The organism is uncultured Sphingomonas sp. (assembly GCF_937871615.1).
GTDB lineage: Bacteria > Pseudomonadota > Alphaproteobacteria > Sphingomonadales > Sphingomonadaceae > Sphingomonas.
Genome location: NZ_CALMPA010000021.1, coordinates 125812 through 139644 on the forward strand (window position 1 = coordinate 125812; position 13833 = coordinate 139644).

Annotated in this window: 15 protein-coding genes; 6 read left to right on the forward strand and 9 right to left on the reverse strand. The window is 67.3% G+C overall.

Going from position 1 to position 13833, the window contains the following annotated elements; all coding sequences use genetic code 11:
- The 3 genes from lepB to maiA are packed head-to-tail and all read left to right on the forward strand — an operon-like array spanning position 1 to position 2659.
- Entirely contained in the window at positions 1–960 is a 960-nt protein-coding gene (gene lepB, locus Q0316_RS05045; RefSeq protein ID WP_298670434.1) for a signal peptidase I, read from the forward strand.
- A complete protein-coding gene (locus Q0316_RS05050; protein WP_298670436.1) occupies positions 957–2033 on the forward strand; it encodes an AI-2E family transporter in 1077 nt (358 codons plus the stop codon). The genes lepB and Q0316_RS05050 overlap by 4 nt, the downstream gene beginning before the upstream one ends.
- Positions 2030–2659, forward strand: a complete 630-nt coding sequence (maiA, locus tag Q0316_RS05055) for a maleylacetoacetate isomerase (protein WP_298670438.1) — start codon at positions 2030–2032, stop codon at positions 2657–2659. The genes Q0316_RS05050 and maiA overlap by 4 nt, the downstream gene beginning before the upstream one ends.
- On the opposite strand, the gene Q0316_RS05060 is transcribed toward maiA, so the two are convergent.
- Positions 2553–3719 (reverse strand): glycosyltransferase, encoded by a 1167-nt coding sequence (locus tag Q0316_RS05060; protein ID WP_298670440.1) that lies wholly within the window; start codon positions 3717–3719, stop codon positions 2553–2555. The two genes, maiA and Q0316_RS05060, sit on opposite strands and share 107 nt — an antisense overlap.
- Before the next feature lie 111 nt (positions 3720–3830).
- Here Q0316_RS05060 and Q0316_RS05065 point away from each other — a divergent pair, with 111 nt between their 5' ends.
- The 3 genes from Q0316_RS05065 to Q0316_RS05075 are packed head-to-tail and all read left to right on the forward strand — an operon-like array spanning position 3831 to position 6470.
- Complete coding sequence (locus Q0316_RS05065; protein WP_298670442.1) at positions 3831–4769, forward strand: hypothetical protein; 939 nt, start codon at positions 3831–3833, stop codon at positions 4767–4769.
- Positions 4751–5278, forward strand: coding sequence for a DUF2141 domain-containing protein (locus Q0316_RS05070; protein WP_298670444.1), 528 nt, complete (start codon positions 4751–4753; stop codon positions 5276–5278). The genes Q0316_RS05065 and Q0316_RS05070 overlap by 19 nt, the downstream gene beginning before the upstream one ends.
- A 1-nt stretch (position 5279) precedes the next feature.
- Positions 5280–6470, forward strand: a complete 1191-nt coding sequence (locus tag Q0316_RS05075; RefSeq protein WP_298670445.1) for a glycosyltransferase — start codon at positions 5280–5282, stop codon at positions 6468–6470.
- Here Q0316_RS05075 and Q0316_RS05080 read toward each other — a convergent pair.
- The 8 genes from Q0316_RS05080 to crtY form a co-directional block, all read right to left on the reverse strand.
- The gene (locus tag Q0316_RS05080) at positions 6449–7183 is read right to left on the reverse strand and encodes a polysaccharide deacetylase family protein (RefSeq protein ID WP_298670447.1); all 735 of its coding nucleotides are present in this window, start codon (positions 7181–7183) and stop codon (positions 6449–6451) included. The two genes, Q0316_RS05075 and Q0316_RS05080, sit on opposite strands and share 22 nt — an antisense overlap.
- Positions 7180–8643, reverse strand: coding sequence for a hypothetical protein (locus tag Q0316_RS05085; protein ID WP_298670449.1), 1464 nt, complete (start codon positions 8641–8643; stop codon positions 7180–7182). The genes Q0316_RS05080 and Q0316_RS05085 overlap by 4 nt, the downstream gene beginning before the upstream one ends.
- A gap of 56 nt (positions 8644–8699) precedes the next feature.
- Entirely contained in the window at positions 8700–9140 is a 441-nt protein-coding gene (locus Q0316_RS05090) for a GNAT family N-acetyltransferase (RefSeq protein ID WP_298670451.1), read from the reverse strand.
- Between the two features lie 45 nt (positions 9141–9185).
- On the reverse strand, positions 9186–9380 hold the full coding sequence (locus Q0316_RS05095; protein ID WP_298670452.1) for a hypothetical protein: 195 nt from the start codon (positions 9378–9380) through the stop codon (positions 9186–9188).
- A gap of 60 nt (positions 9381–9440) precedes the next feature.
- Positions 9441–10367, reverse strand: coding sequence for a phytoene/squalene synthase family protein (locus Q0316_RS05100; RefSeq protein WP_298670453.1), 927 nt, complete (start codon positions 10365–10367; stop codon positions 9441–9443).
- A gap of 82 nt (positions 10368–10449) precedes the next feature.
- Complete coding sequence (locus Q0316_RS05105; RefSeq protein ID WP_298670454.1) at positions 10450–11031, reverse strand: TIGR00730 family Rossman fold protein; 582 nt, start codon at positions 11029–11031, stop codon at positions 10450–10452.
- A gap of 67 nt (positions 11032–11098) precedes the next feature.
- Positions 11099–12574, reverse strand: coding sequence for a phytoene desaturase (locus Q0316_RS05110; protein WP_298670455.1), 1476 nt, complete (start codon positions 12572–12574; stop codon positions 11099–11101).
- Entirely contained in the window at positions 12571–13731 is a 1161-nt protein-coding gene (gene crtY / locus Q0316_RS05115) for a lycopene beta-cyclase CrtY (RefSeq protein ID WP_298670456.1), read from the reverse strand. The genes Q0316_RS05110 and crtY overlap by 4 nt, the downstream gene beginning before the upstream one ends.
- Positions 13732–13833: the final 102 nt, after the last annotated feature.

Sequence of the window (13833 nt, forward strand, 5' to 3'; positions counted from 1 at the left end):
ATGGCCGAGGAGCTGGCATTGACGAGCGAACCGCCGGCCGCGCAGGAAGGCACCCCACGTCGCGGCGTCGACTGGCGGGGCGAGTTGCGCGGCATGTTCTGGCTGATTCTCGCGGTGCTGGGCTTTCACAGCTTCATCGCCAAGCCATTTTACATCCCCAGCGAATCGATGCTGCCGGGGCTGGAAGTGGGCGATCGGCTGGTCGTTTCCAAATATGCCTATGGCTGGTCGTTCGTCTCGCCGACCATCCCCAATCCGATCGCGATCTTCGAGGGCGTGGTATTGCGCAAGCCCGAGGATAGCTGGTCGGTCCAGCTTCCCTTCATCAAGGGGCGGCTGTGGGGCAAGATGCCCGAACGCGGCGATGTGGTGATCGTCACGCCGCCGGGCCAGTCGAGCGACTATATCAAGCGCGTGATCGGGCTTCCCGGCGACACGCTGGAGGTGCGCGGCGGCGTGGTGATCCTGAACGGAAAGCCCGTCGCGCGCGGGCCGATGCACTATCGCGACCTGCCGGTGGACGCCAACGCGACCTGCGATCCGGCGCAATATCCGGGCGCCCGCGTGACGCTGCCCAGCGGCGCCACCGTCTGTCGCCTGCCGATCGTGACCGAGACGCTGCCCAATGGCCGCCGTTACGACACGGTCGATCTGGAGCCGGACAGCCCCGGCGATTTCTATCACGTCGGCAATCCGATCCGGATTCCCGCCGGCCATATCTTTCTGATGGGCGACAATCGCGATCGTTCGGCCGACAGCCGCTTCCCGCTGGGCGGGCTGGATCGCGGGCTGGGCGGCCCGGTGCCGTGGGAAAATCTGGGCGGGCGCGCGGAGTTCATCACCTTCTCGGTCGATGGCAATGCGACACTCAATCCGCTGACCTGGTGGAGTTCGCTGCGCCCCGGTCGTGCGGGCACGTCGCTCCACCCCGCGCAGGTCGCGCCGGAGCAGGCACGGTGAGCGGCGAGCGGGTGGAGGTCGTCACCGGCGCCAGCCCGCACGAGATTCGCAATCCCGAAACGCGGCGCGAGATCCGCCGCGCCGCCGTATGGCTCGGCATGGCCTCCGCGATCGCGATGGTCGTGCTGCTAATCCAGCCGCTGCTCATCATCTTCGCCGGGCTGGTCTTCGCCGCGCTGCTCGATGGCGGCGTCCGGCTGCTTGGCCGCGCGCTGCCGATCGGGCGCGGCTGGCGGCTGCTGATCGTCTGCCTGCTGACGGTCGCGTTCCTCGCCGCCACTTTTTACATCGCCGGGGTGCAGATCACCGAGCAGGTCAATCAGCTACGCTCCACCGTGGAGGTGCAGGGCGCGCGGATCGCCGGCTGGCTCGTCCAGCAAGGGCTGATCCCCGGCGCGAACGATCTCACCAGCCTTGCGCGCGAGGCGCTGTCGTCCGTGGGCCGGCTCACCTCTTGGGTCGGCACCGCGTTCGGCGCGCTGACCACGATGTTCATGATAATGGTGATCGGCCTGTTCGTGGCCATCGACCCCAATGTCTATGATCGCGGGCTGCAATGGATGGTGCCCGAGGATAATCGCCGCGAATTCGCGCTCACCATCCGCGCCATGGGCAAGACGCTGCGCCGGCTGCTCGCCGGGCGGCTGGTCGGCATGGCGGCGGAGGGGGTGCTGGTCGGTGTGGCGCTGGCGCTGGCCGGCGTGCCGATGGCGCTGATCCTCGGCATCCTCACCGGGCTGCTCGCCTTCATCCCCAATGTGGGCGCGTTCATCGCCGGCGCGCTGACCATCGCGGTGGGCTTTTCCGCCGGGGTTCACACCGGATTCGCGGCGATCGGCATCTATGTCGCGGTGCAATTGTTCGATGGCTATGTCGTGATCCCGATGGTCGCCAAGCGCGCGGTGGATCTGCCGCCCGCGCTGACGCTCGGCACGCAGATTCTCGCCAGCGCCCTGTTCGGCATCCTCGGGCTGGCGCTGGCCGATCCGATGACCGCGCTAATCAAGACCGCGATGGAGCGCCGCTCCGAACAGGTCGATGACGAGGACGCCGCTGCGACGGAGGCATTATGAAGATCGTTCTCCATGATTACTGGCGCTCCTCGGCGGCATATCGCGTGCGCATCGCGCTCAACCTGAAGGGCGTCGTTTACGAAACCGTGGCCGTCAACCTGCTGGAAGGCGCGCAGGGCACCGCCGCGAATCGCGCGATCAACCCGCAGGGGCTGGTGCCGACATTGGTGGTGGATGGCCGCCCGATCGCGCAGAGCCTTGCAATCATCGACTGGCTCGATGCGCAATTCCCCGATCCCGCGTTGATATCGCCCGATCCGTTCACCCGCGCCGCGCAACTCGCCCGCGCGCTGGCGATCGTCGCGGATATCCACCCGATCGACAATCTGCGCGTGCTGAAGCGGCTAGAATCGCAATTCGGCGCGGATCAGGCGGCGAAGGATGCTTGGTACAGGCACTGGATCGTCGAGGGGCTGAACGCGCTGGAGCTGATGGCCGGAGAAGGGCCGTTCCTGGGCGGCGAGGCCCCTGACGTTTCCGATATCTGCCTCGTGCCCCAACTTGCGAATGCGCGGCGTTTCAAGGTGCCGCTGGACCCGTGGCCGCGGCTTCTGGCTGCGGAAGCGGCATGCCAGGCGCTGCCCGCATTCCAGGCCGCGGTGCCGGAGCGGGTGCGCCCGGCATGAGCGCGTCGAACAGATCGAGATAGCGCAGCGCCGAATCCGCCCCCGGCGGCGCCACCGGCGCGGGGCGGCGCGCGTCTGCCCTCAGCCAGCGATCGAGCGCGTGGACCAGCCCGTCGGCATCGTGCGTCGGCACGATCGTGCCCAGTTCCGGTGAGGTCACGATCTCCGCCACCGCCGGTGACGAATCGGTGGTGACGACCGGCGTGCCGACCGACAGCGCCTCGCGCAGCACGCCAGGCACGCCCTCATAATCCGAGGTAAGCGCCAGCACCTTGGCGGCGCGCATCGCCAGCAGCGGATCGGGGGCATGTCCAAGCAGGCGCAGGTCGATGCCGAGCGCCTGCGCCCGCGCCGCGATCGCCGCGCGTTCCTCGCCTTCGCCGAGGATGACGAGCGGCAATCGTTCGGCGAGCCGGGGCATCGCATCGAGTAGCCGATCCCATCTTTTTTGTCGGACGAGCCGCCCCACTCCCAGGATGTACCGAGGCGGCAATCCCGCGATTATCGAGCCGGGCAGCGGCAAGGCCGGCGGATTCGCGATGATCGCAACGCGCGACGCATCGATTCGCGTCGTCTCCAGCACGTCCCACATACTCGAGTCGGTCATCGCGACGATGCGATCGAGGAACCATGGATGGGTGCGAAGCCAGGCCGAATGGCCGGCGGCGATCAGCGGCGGATGATCGTCGCGCCGCATCGCATTCGATACCTTGCTGACGATCGGCGGGCACGAACCGGCGAGCCTCAGCCGCGTCCACAGCGCCATGCTGGTATAATAAGAACCCGGACAGAAAATGATATCCGGCTTTAATTTCCGCACGATACGGGGAACGGCGAACAGCGAGCGATAAGTCGGGCCGCCCAGGCGGATCACCTCCAGCCCCGGCGGTATCTCGGCGGCGAGCGGCCCTTCGGGGCAGCCGATCGCAAGCGTCACGCGGCGCCCGGCCTCGATCCAGCCGCGCGCCAGGCGCAGTTGCGCCCGCTCCACCCCGCCGCCTTCCAGCGACTCGGCATAAGTGAAGATGTGTTTCGCGCGATCCATCTTGAACACTGCCATGCAACAGCCCAGATTCGCCCACAAGAATCCACAATTAGCCGCGAATGGGTTAACGGCCCACAATCGGGCGACCCGAGAAAGATCGTTTTGCCCGCCGGAGCCCCACCCGAAATGCCCGCCACCACGCTCGCGCCAGACCCGGTTGTGGAACTCGCTGGCCTTGAGCCGGTGGAGACGATCAAACGGCGCTGGCCGATGATCCTCGGCGGGCTGGTGACGGTGGCGATGATCGTCGGCCTGGGCAACGAACTGCTTAGCGCCGGGCTGGCCGGGCTGCACCGCACCGTGCCGGCCAACCCGTTGTTCTACGTCTGCTTCGCGCTGCTTTATATCACCTATCCGATCGGCGATCTGCTGATCTTCCGCTATCTGTGGCGGATTCCGTGGCTTGGCGGGTTCGTCGCGCTCAATCAGAAGCGGATCGCGAACGATGTGGTGCTCGGCTATTCGGGCGAGGCATATTTCTATGCCTGGGCGCGCGCGCGATCGCATATGGTCGCGGCTCCGTTCGGCGCGGTGAAGGATGTCAGCATCCTGTCGGGCATCGCGGGCAACGGCGCGACGATCCTGCTGTGCATGATCGCGCTGCCGCTCGGCTATCAGCTGATTCCACCGCACATCCTGAAAACGGTGATCTGGTCGGCCGCGCTCACGCTCGCCATTTCAGGCGGGATCATGGCGTTTTCGAAGCGCGTCTTCTCGCTGCCGCGCCGGCAATTGTGGGTGATCTTCGATATCCATGTCGCGCGGATCGCGCTCACATCGGTGCTGCTCGCCTTGTGCTGGCATTTCGCGATGCCGGGCGTTTCGGTTGGCATGTGGCTGTTTCTTTCCGCCGGGCGGCTGCTCGTCTCACGGCTGCCGTTCCTGCCCAACAAGGATCTGTTGTTCGCCAATTTCGCGATCCTGATCGTCGGGCAGGATCGCGCGCTTTCCGAGATGATCGCGTTTACCGCCGCCCTCACCCTTCTCGTCCATGTCGTCCTGATCGCTGTCATCAGCGCCGGGAGCGCCATTGCAAAGGCCCGCGAATGGCAAGCCGCCGCCTGATTTCCCTCGCCACATTGGCGATGCTCCCCTCCGCCCTCACCCCGATTGCCGCCGCCGCGCAGCCGGTCGGTGAGACGGAGGCCTGCGTCAACGGCCCCGGCATCCGCGCCGAAATCGTCGGCATGAAGGATCGTTCGGGCTCGCTGAAGCTGGAACTGTTTCCCGCCAACCAGCACGATTTCCTGCGCGACGATCGCGATCTTCTGGCGGAGGGCAAGGTATTCCACCGCGTCTGGGTGCCCACCCCGAAAAGCGGCCCGGTGGTGATCTGTATGCGCGTGCCGCGTCCGGGCACCTATGCGATCCTGTTCACCCATGATCGCGACGGGAAGAACAAGTTCAACTTCTGGAGCGACGGCGCGGGCGTGCCGGGCAATCAGAAGCTCGGCCGGTCGCAGCCCAAGCTCGCCAATGCGCTGATCGCGGTCGGCAACGGCGTCACCAGCGTCGAGATCCGGACGCAATATCTCCACGGCTTCCCCCCCGCCTTCGGCCCGGTGGGGCGCTGAGATGCGCATCGTCGACGTCAACGAGCTGTATTCGCCCACCGGCGGCGGGGTGCGCACCTATATTGATCGCAAGATCGGCATCATGGCCGATCTGGGGCACGAACTGATCGTGCTGGCGTGCGGCAAGGAGGAGCGGATCGAGGATCGCCCCGGCGGCGGGCGGGTCCATTATGTGAAGTCGCCGGGCCTGCCGTTCGACAAGAATTACGGGCTGTTCTGGGATCGTGACGCGATCACCCGGCTGCTCGATCATTACGATCCCGACGTGGTGGAGAATTGCAGCCCGTGGAAGCCGGCGTGGTTCGTCGGCGATTGGCACGGCCGCGCGCTCAAGTCGTATTTCATGCACAATGACAATATGGCCGCTTACGCCCAGCGCTGGTTCGAGGGGGTGGCGAGCGCGGAGCGGGTGGAACGCGCCTTCGCCTGGTACACGCGCTATATGGCGCGCTTCCTTGAAAAATATGATTGCGTCGTCACCAACGGGCCGGCGCTGCAGAAGCGGCTGACCGCGCGCGGCTTGCGCATCGACGCCGCCTTCCCGCTCGGCATCGAGCGCCAGCATTTCTCGCCGGCGTTCCGCGACGAGAAGCTACGTCGCGCGCTGCTCGCGCAATGCGAATTGCCGGAAGACGGCCTGCTGCTGTTCGGCATCGGGCGCCATCACCGCGAAAAGCGCTGGGACATGATTATCGACGCGGTGGAGCGCGCCGGCGCGCATCTCCCGGTCGGGCTGATCCTGATCGGCCACGGCAACCAGACCCCGGCGCTGGAGCGCCGCGCCGGCGCCAGCCCGCACATCCGGTTGTTCAAGCCGGTCTATGATCGTGAGCGGCTCGCCAGCATCATGGCGAGTGCCGATGCGTGCATCCACGGTTGCGAGATCGAGACGTTCGGGCTGGTCGTATCGGAGGCGCTCGCCTCGGGCGCGCCGCTGATCGTGCCGGATGAGGGCGGCGCGGGCGAAGTCGCGCGGCCTGAATTCGCCGAAACCTATACCGCGGGAGACGCGAAATCCTGCGCCGCCGCGATCCGCCGCCTCGCCGCGCGGGACCGGCGATTGCTGCGCCGCGCCGCGGGCGTCGCCGCCGGGCATGTGGTCGACGATCGCCAGCACGCGCAGGCGCTGGTCGATTATTATGCCGCGCAGATCGAGCGCCGCGACGGCGTTCAGCGCGCGATATCAGCGTAACGTGAAGGCGTGCGCCCGCGCGTGAAGGCGCGGAACGTGCGGTCGATGCTGTCGAGCAGGCGCGGCACATGCGCGTCGCCGGGATGCACCGCGACACGCACCACCTTCGCTGGCTGGAGCAGATGCCGCAGCACCGCGGACGCCGCGAGCGAGCTTAGCTGACGCCCGTTCGTCCGGCTCGCCCAGGTGATTACCGGGCCGCGCGCCAGAACCTTGTCGCCCGCGTTGGGCGCCCACACCCGCCCGTGGTTTTCCGCCAGCGCGAAGCCCGCCTCGCCCAGCGCGCGCATCGCGCCATCGGAATAGAGCCATGCCGGCGCGACGAACCCCGCCGCCGGGCGCCCGATGATCCCTTCCACCAGCGCCTTGCCGCGCGTCATGCGATCGAGCGCGGTGGCGTGATCGAGCCCCAGGAACTCGCCCTCGCTCGCGGTCATATGCTTCGCCTTCAGCGCGGCCAGCCCGTGATGCGCGGTGGTATCACGGTGAAACCAGCCGTGGACGAACATCTCGACGCCCGCGTCCGCCCAGCCGCGCAGCCGCGTCGCGAACGGCGTTCCGTTCTTCAGCGGCGCCTCGCCCCAATGATCGGGCACCACCAGCATCGCGAGGCGCGGGCCGCCGAGATGGCCCGAAAGCCGCTCCAGCAGCATATCCACCTCGCGCTCGAAACGCGGGCCGACATCGTGGATCGAGGCGAGAAGGCGCTTCATCGCTTCAGTTCATAGATCGAAATCGTCTCGGTGCCCATCGGCAGCGCATGGGCGAGGCGATAATCGCGCGCCATCTCGGCGGACACGATCGCGCGGATTTCGGGGCGCTCACCACCAAATGGCGGGCGCATCACCACCACCGCCGGACGCGCCGCAAGGATACGGCGCACCTCGCTCGCCTGATCCACGCCGGTCGCGCCATTCTCCCGCGCGCGATTGAGGTGCGCGGGCACCACGTAACGCGACAGCCGGCAGCGCCCCGTCTCCGCGTAGAGCATCGTCGTGCCCGAATAGACGTAAAGGCAGCCCGGCCCGTGCCCCACCGCCCGGTTCAGCGCGGCGAACTGCGCCGCATCGCCGCGATTGTGCCGGTTCACCAGCACGGTAATCAGCCCGCCGAGCGCCACGATCGCCAGAATCACCGGCGCCGCCCGCGCGCGGAAGCGGGGCGCACCGAAGAAGCCCGCCGCACAGGCGCAGCCGGGAACAAGCACAGGCAGGCCGTAATGGTCGAACCATGTGCCGAACACAGCCAGCCCCGCCAGCGCGGCGCCGAACCAGCAGAACAGGAACCGCCGCGCGGCAGCATCGCCGCCCACCGCCTGCCCGCGCGCGCCGAACGCCATCGCCACCAGCGGGGAAAGGATCAGCACGAGCGTCCCGATATTGCCGAGCATCTCGGGCAGGGGATTGTCATTGCGATGCTGGATGGAAAGAAAGTTGGCGAACAGAAAGGCATCGGACTGGCCGATCGCGGCGTAATAGCCCCAGGCAAGCGCGGTGGGCACGAGCGCGAGCGCGGCCAGCACCGCGCCATAGATCAATGTGCCGGGCACGGCGCCATGCCGCCGCCATTCGCGCCACATTAGCCACAGCCCGAAGAATACGCCCTCGAACACCGCCGAATATTTGATCTGCAGCGCGATGCCCACCAGCGCCATCGCCGCGCAGCCCAACGCGCGCGGGGAGCGGCTGCCCTCGCCCGCCACGATCAGCGCGCCCGCCGCCGCCATCGGGAGATTGTAGAAGATCGGCGATTGCCCGCCGACGCCGTTGAGCAGATCGGGCCACCACACATAAGCGAGCGCGGCGAACAGCGCCCCCGCGCCCCATCCGGCGCGCCGCGCGAGCCGCGCGACGATCAGCGCGGTGAGGATCAGCGCTGCGGTCGCCAGCACCTGATAGGCGAACGTCCCCCATGGCAACGGCAGCCATGCAGCGGGCAGGAACAGCAGGAACAGCCCGATCGGTTTCCTGTCCCAGATGTCGACGAAAGGCAGCGCGCCACGCCACATCTCATGCGCGGTGACGTAATAGAATTCCTCATCGACATGCACCACCGGATCGCCGAACACCGCGATGCGGGCGAGGATCGCGGCGATCATCACGATCACCCAGCCGGGCAGCGCCGCGATCCGGGCAATGGGTGACGGATGCGCGGCGCGGGGGGAGGAGGCCATCCGCCGCGCTTTATCCCGCGCCGCGCGGCCTGTCACGCGCGCTGCACCCCCGCGCTTCACACCGACAGATGAAGGATCGGCCGCTCCCACGGCGCCTTTGCGGTGGGCGGCAAGGTGCCGGCGCGCTTCGCCCCCATCCGCTCATAGAAACCAAGCGCGGGCGGGTGAGAGACGATCCTGACGGTCCCGACGCCCATCCGCCGGGCCACGGCCTTCATATGATCGAACAGCAACGCCCCAAGCCCGCTTCCCTGCGCGCCGTCCGCAACGAACATCAGATCGAGTTCGGGTTCGCCGCCCAGCGTCAGGCTGAAGAAGCCGGCGATGCCAGCATCGGATTCGACCAGGAAGATTTCATCGCGCGCCACCTGATCGGGGGTGAGCGCATAGCCATCGAGGATGCTGGCGTAGTGGCCCGAATAGGCCGCCGATGCGTGCATCAGCGCGGTCAGCGCGGCGGCATCGTCGGGATTGGCGCGTCGGATCAGGATCGGCATCGCGTGATGGTATCGAAACGAAGCGCGCTGACCAGCCCGTCCGCTTTATTCCCCGCGCTCGATCGGCAGCGACCAGCGGATCTGATCGCGCAGCATCGCCTCCAGATCCGCCGCGCCATGGCCGTGGGCGGTGGCGCGTTTGCGGAGCAATGCGCTCAACACGGTCGCGCGGGTCGCCGGCTGTTGCACGGCGCGGCCCTTTTCGAGCGCGCGGGCGAGGGTGAGCGAAAGCTTCGACATGTACGTGATTTACGCATCACCGGCTTGCGCGATGGATAACGCCATTGGTTAGCAACGGATTTATCCGGGTCGCGTCCAGAGCGCTGGCGCGCGCGGCGCATCGGCGCGCGCGCCCAATGCGTCGATCCCGGCGCGCGCCACCCGCGCCAGCTTCGCCGCCATGCCGATCGAGACGCGCCCATTCCACGCATGGCCGCCGCGCTGCGCCACCTTGCGCGCGATGTCGCCGTAAATCCCCGCCGCCGCGAGCACCGCCCAGCGCGATCGCGGCGGCAATCGCGCCGCGCCGACCCGCGCGCTCGCCTCGTGCAGCGCGGCGCGATCGGTCAACCGGCGGACCAGCACCGTCAGCCGCGCGCGAAACGGCGGCTTCATATGCTCACCCGGCGGGATATCCATTTCCGCCAGCCATTCGAGCGGGAGATAGCACCGCCCCACCCGATCATCCTCCGCCACATCGCGCGCGATATTGGCGAGTTGAAACGCCATGCCGAGATCGCACGCGCGATCGAGCGTATCCCGATCCTCGGGCGCAACCCCCATCACCACCGCCATCATGCAGCCGACCGCGCCGGCGACATGATAGCAATAACGATAGAGATCATCCTCGCTGCGCGGCCGCCAGTCCTCCGCGTCGAGCCGGAACCCGGCGACGAGATCGTGCGCGAAACGCGGCGGCAGCGCGGTTTCGGCGGCGACGATTCGCAATGCCTCGAACGCCGCCTCCCCGCCCGCTTCGCCCGCCAGCGCCGCCGCCGTCAGCCGCTCCACCATCGCCACCCGCGCCAGCGGATCAGCGACCGCGCGCATGTCGTGCCCGTGATCCTGCCCGTCGATCAGATCGTCGCAGCGCCGGCACCACGAATAGAGCAGCCACGCGCGCTCCCGCGTGACGGAATCGAACAGGCGGCTGGCGAGCGCGAAGCTCCTCGATCCGCGCGCGATGGAATGCCGCGCCGTCGCGACGATCGCGGCACGGCCCGCCATCAGGAAATTTGCGCCCGAGCGGCGCCGGCGCGCGGGCCGGTGCCGCGTAAAGGCGCTCTCAGCGCGTTTTTCGGGCAGCCGCTCAGAGATCCTCCGCCTTCATCCGCACGATCGGCTGGGTCGGCACATGCGCCACCATGCGATCGAGCAGCACATCGAGCGTATCCGCGACGATCAGCAGGTCGCGATGCTGCGGGCGCAGGAAGCCGACGCTCGCCATCTTGCCCCAGAAGGCGATGAGATCGTCATAATAGCCCGCCGAATTGAGTAGCCCGACCGGATCGCTGTGATAGCCGATCTGCGCCCATGACAGCGCCTCCCACAATTCGTCCATCGTGCCGGTGCCGCCGGGGATGGTGACGAAACCGTCGGCGATATCGGTGAACGCCTTCTTGCGCTCATGCATTCCGGGGACGACATGGAGTTCGGTCAGCCCGCGATGCGCGACTTCGGCATCGACCAGCGCCTGCGGGATCACCCCGATCACCTCGCCGCCCGCCGCGAGCGCGGCATCGGCCACCGCGCCCATCAGCCCGAGCCGACCGCCGCCATAGACGACGCCGATCCCGCGCTCGGCCAGCCCGCGCCCGACCGCACGCGCGATTTCGAGATAGATCGGATCGGCCGGGGTGGCCGAGCCGCAATAAACGGCGAGACGCTTCATATCATCAACCTGCTGGAGTGGCGCGCCGCGCTATCGAAAGGCGCCGTTCCGGGCAAGCCGCGCGCTTTCACCCGCGCCCGAGCATCAGCGCGGCGGTCGCCTTCGCGCTGCCGATCACGCCGGGGATGCCCGCGCCCGGATGCGTGCCCGCGCCGACGAAATAGAGGTTCGATATCGCATCGTCACGGTTGTGGACGCGGAACCAGGCGCTCTGCGTCAGCGTCGGCTCCAGGCTGAACGCGCTGCCGAGATGCGCATTCAGATCGTGCGCGAAATCCGCTGGGGTGTAGCTGAATTTCGTCACGATGCGATCGTGGATATCGGGGATCAGCCGCCGCCCGATCTCATCGAGGATGCGCTTTTCCATGATCGGGGCGATGCGGCTCCAGTCCTCCGGGAACTTGCCGAGATGCGGCACGGGCGCGAGCGCATAGAAGGTCGAGCATCCTTCCGGCGCGAGCGACGGATCGGTGACAGTGGGGTGATGCAGATAAAGCGAGAAATCGGGCGACAATATCCCATGATCGTAGATGTCGGCGAGCAATTCGCGATAGCGCGGGCCGAACAGGATCATGTGGTGCGAGATGCCCGGCCAGGTTCCCCTGATCCCGAAATGGACGAGGAACAGCGACGGCGAATAGCGTTTGCGCTCCAGCCGGTCCGCGCTGCGCCGCGCGGCGGCGGAATCGGCGAGCAACGCGCGATAGGTGTGGACGATATCGCTGTTCGCGGCCACCATCGCGCAATCGCTGCGCCAGCCGCTTTCGGTTTCCACCGCCGTCACGCGATCGCCCATCGTCGCGATCCGCGTCACCGAGTCGCCCAGCCGGATCGTGCCGCCTAGCCGCTCGAACAAGGCGACCATCCCCGCCACCAGCCGGTTGGTACCGCCTTGCGCGAACCACACGCCGCCATCGCGCTCCAGCTTGTGGATCAGCGCATAGATCGCGCTGGTCGTCATCGGATTGCCGCCGACGAGCAAGGTGTGAAACGACAGCGCCTGGCGCAATTTCTCGTTGCGGACGAAGCGCGAGACGGTGGAATAGACCGATCGCCACGCCTGATATTTCGCGAGCGCCGGTGCCGCCTTCACCATCGATGCGAAATCGAGAAAGGCCGTATGCCCCAGATTCTCATAGCCCTCGCGATAGACGCCCGCTGAATATTCGAGGAATTTCTGATATCCCGCGATATCCGCCGGATCGAGCTTGCCGATCTCCGCGCGCAGCAATGTATCGTCGTTGGTATAGTCGAAATTCGTCCCGTCCGGCCAGTTGAGCCGATAGAAGGGATTGACCGGCTGAAGCGTCACGTCCGCCGCCATGTCCTGCCCGGAAAGCGCCCATAGCTCCTTCAGGCAGGCCGGATCGGTGATGACCGTGGGGCCGGCATCGAAGGTATAACCGTCCTTCCGCCAGAAATAGGCGCGGCCGCCGGGTTTGTCGCGCGCCTCTACGATGGTGGTCGCCACGCCCGCCGATTGCAGCCGGATGGCGAGCGCCAAGCCGCCGAATCCGGCCCCGATCACCACCGCCGTCGTCACGCCATCCGTCTCGCCACCTTCACCGCGCGCCAGAACGGCACGGGTGGCCTGCCACTAAGCACCCGCGCCTTATCCGAAAAGGTGGAACGTGCGGCATAGAAGCGCGAAATAAGCCCGGCGGGCAGGCGATAGAAGCGTTCGAGCACGCGATAGCGCGCATCCGGATCGGCGGCGCGAAACAGCATCGCGGCGAGCAGCCGGTAAAAGCGCCGCTCGTCCCACAAGGCACGGGCGTGATCGTGCGTCAGCGTGTGGAGCGCCTCGCCCGACAGATCCGCCGCGTCCGCGATCAACACCGCGAGTCGCACCGCGTCGGGCAGCGAATAGCCGGTCATCGGATGGAACAGCCCGGCGCGCATCCCCGCCTTCGCCACCCTGAGCCCGCCTGCGCGCCAATAGCCTTCGAAATCGCCGCCGATCACCACGGGCAGCGCGCCGCGCTCCTCATGCCCGATCTCGCTGACCTGCCAGCCGCGATTTTCGGCATAAACCTCGATCCGCCGGTTGAGCGCCCCGGCGTTCAGCGTCGCGGTGTCGCTGTAATAGGTATCCTCAACGAACAGCCGCGTGGCCGAGAAGGGCAGGCAATAGACGAAGCGATAGCCGTCATGCTGCGTGACGGTCGCGTCCATCACGATCGGGCGTTCCAGCCCGTGCCCGCCCGCGATCTCCAGCTCGCGCCCGACGAATTTCTGCCAGCCAAGCTCCAGCGCGGAAAGATCGCCCGCGCCGCGCGCGTCGATCACGCCCTTCGCCTCGAACCGCCCGCCATCGGCGAGCGACACGCCCGTCGCGGTGCAGCCGAGCACCTTGCACCCGGTCATCACCGCAGCGGTGGGCAGGCGCGCGCGCACCACCTGATCGAGCCGCGCGGATCGAATGGAATAATATGGGTGAAGCAAGGTGCGGCCGTGCGCCGGAAAGGCCACGTCATAGCCCGGCCACGCATGGCAGACGAGCGGGGCGAGCAGCCAGCGATCCTCCCGCGCCACATCGCCATCGAAGAACGACCAGAGATGATTGCCGCCGATCGTTTCGCCCGCCTCGATCAGCAGCACGGAAAGTTCGGGCCGCTTCTCCGCGAGCGCCAGTGCGATCAGCGATCCTGCGAGACCACCGCCGACGATCGCCAGGTCGCAGCTGTGGATTTCAGCCATCCGCGCGGCGTAGCGGATCGGCCCGCCCCGCGATAGAGCGGGAAAACCGCCCACAGCCCCGGATCGGGACAGGGCGCGGCGCGGTTCTTCTCCCCCGCAATC

Coding starts and splice junctions, on each gene's coding strand:
- lepB (WP_298670434.1), top strand. CDS start 1: ATGGCCGAGGAGCTGGCATTGACGAGCGAACCGCCGGCCGCGCAGGAA.
- maiA (WP_298670438.1), top strand. CDS start 2,030: ATGAAGATCGTTCTCCATGATTACTGGCGCTCCTCGGCGGCATATCGC.
- Q0316_RS05060 (WP_298670440.1), bottom strand. CDS start 3,719: ATGGCAGTGTTCAAGATGGATCGCGCGAAACACATCTTCACTTATGCC.
- Q0316_RS05065 (WP_298670442.1), top strand. CDS start 3,831: ATGCCCGCCACCACGCTCGCGCCAGACCCGGTTGTGGAACTCGCTGGC.
- Q0316_RS05070 (WP_298670444.1), top strand. CDS start 4,751: ATGGCAAGCCGCCGCCTGATTTCCCTCGCCACATTGGCGATGCTCCCC.
- Q0316_RS05075 (WP_298670445.1), top strand. CDS start 5,280: ATGCGCATCGTCGACGTCAACGAGCTGTATTCGCCCACCGGCGGCGGG.
- Q0316_RS05080 (WP_298670447.1), bottom strand. CDS start 7,183: ATGAAGCGCCTTCTCGCCTCGATCCACGATGTCGGCCCGCGTTTCGAG.
- Q0316_RS05085 (WP_298670449.1), bottom strand. CDS start 8,643: ATGGCCTCCTCCCCCCGCGCCGCGCATCCGTCACCCATTGCCCGGATC.
- Q0316_RS05090 (WP_298670451.1), bottom strand. CDS start 9,140: ATGCCGATCCTGATCCGACGCGCCAATCCCGACGATGCCGCCGCGCTG.
- Q0316_RS05095 (WP_298670452.1), bottom strand. CDS start 9,380: ATGTCGAAGCTTTCGCTCACCCTCGCCCGCGCGCTCGAAAAGGGCCGC.
- Q0316_RS05100 (WP_298670453.1), bottom strand. CDS start 10,367: ATGGCGGGCCGTGCCGCGATCGTCGCGACGGCGCGGCATTCCATCGCG.
- Q0316_RS05105 (WP_298670454.1), bottom strand. CDS start 11,031: ATGAAGCGTCTCGCCGTTTATTGCGGCTCGGCCACCCCGGCCGATCCG.
- crtY (WP_298670456.1), bottom strand. CDS start 13,731: ATGGCTGAAATCCACAGCTGCGACCTGGCGATCGTCGGCGGTGGTCTC.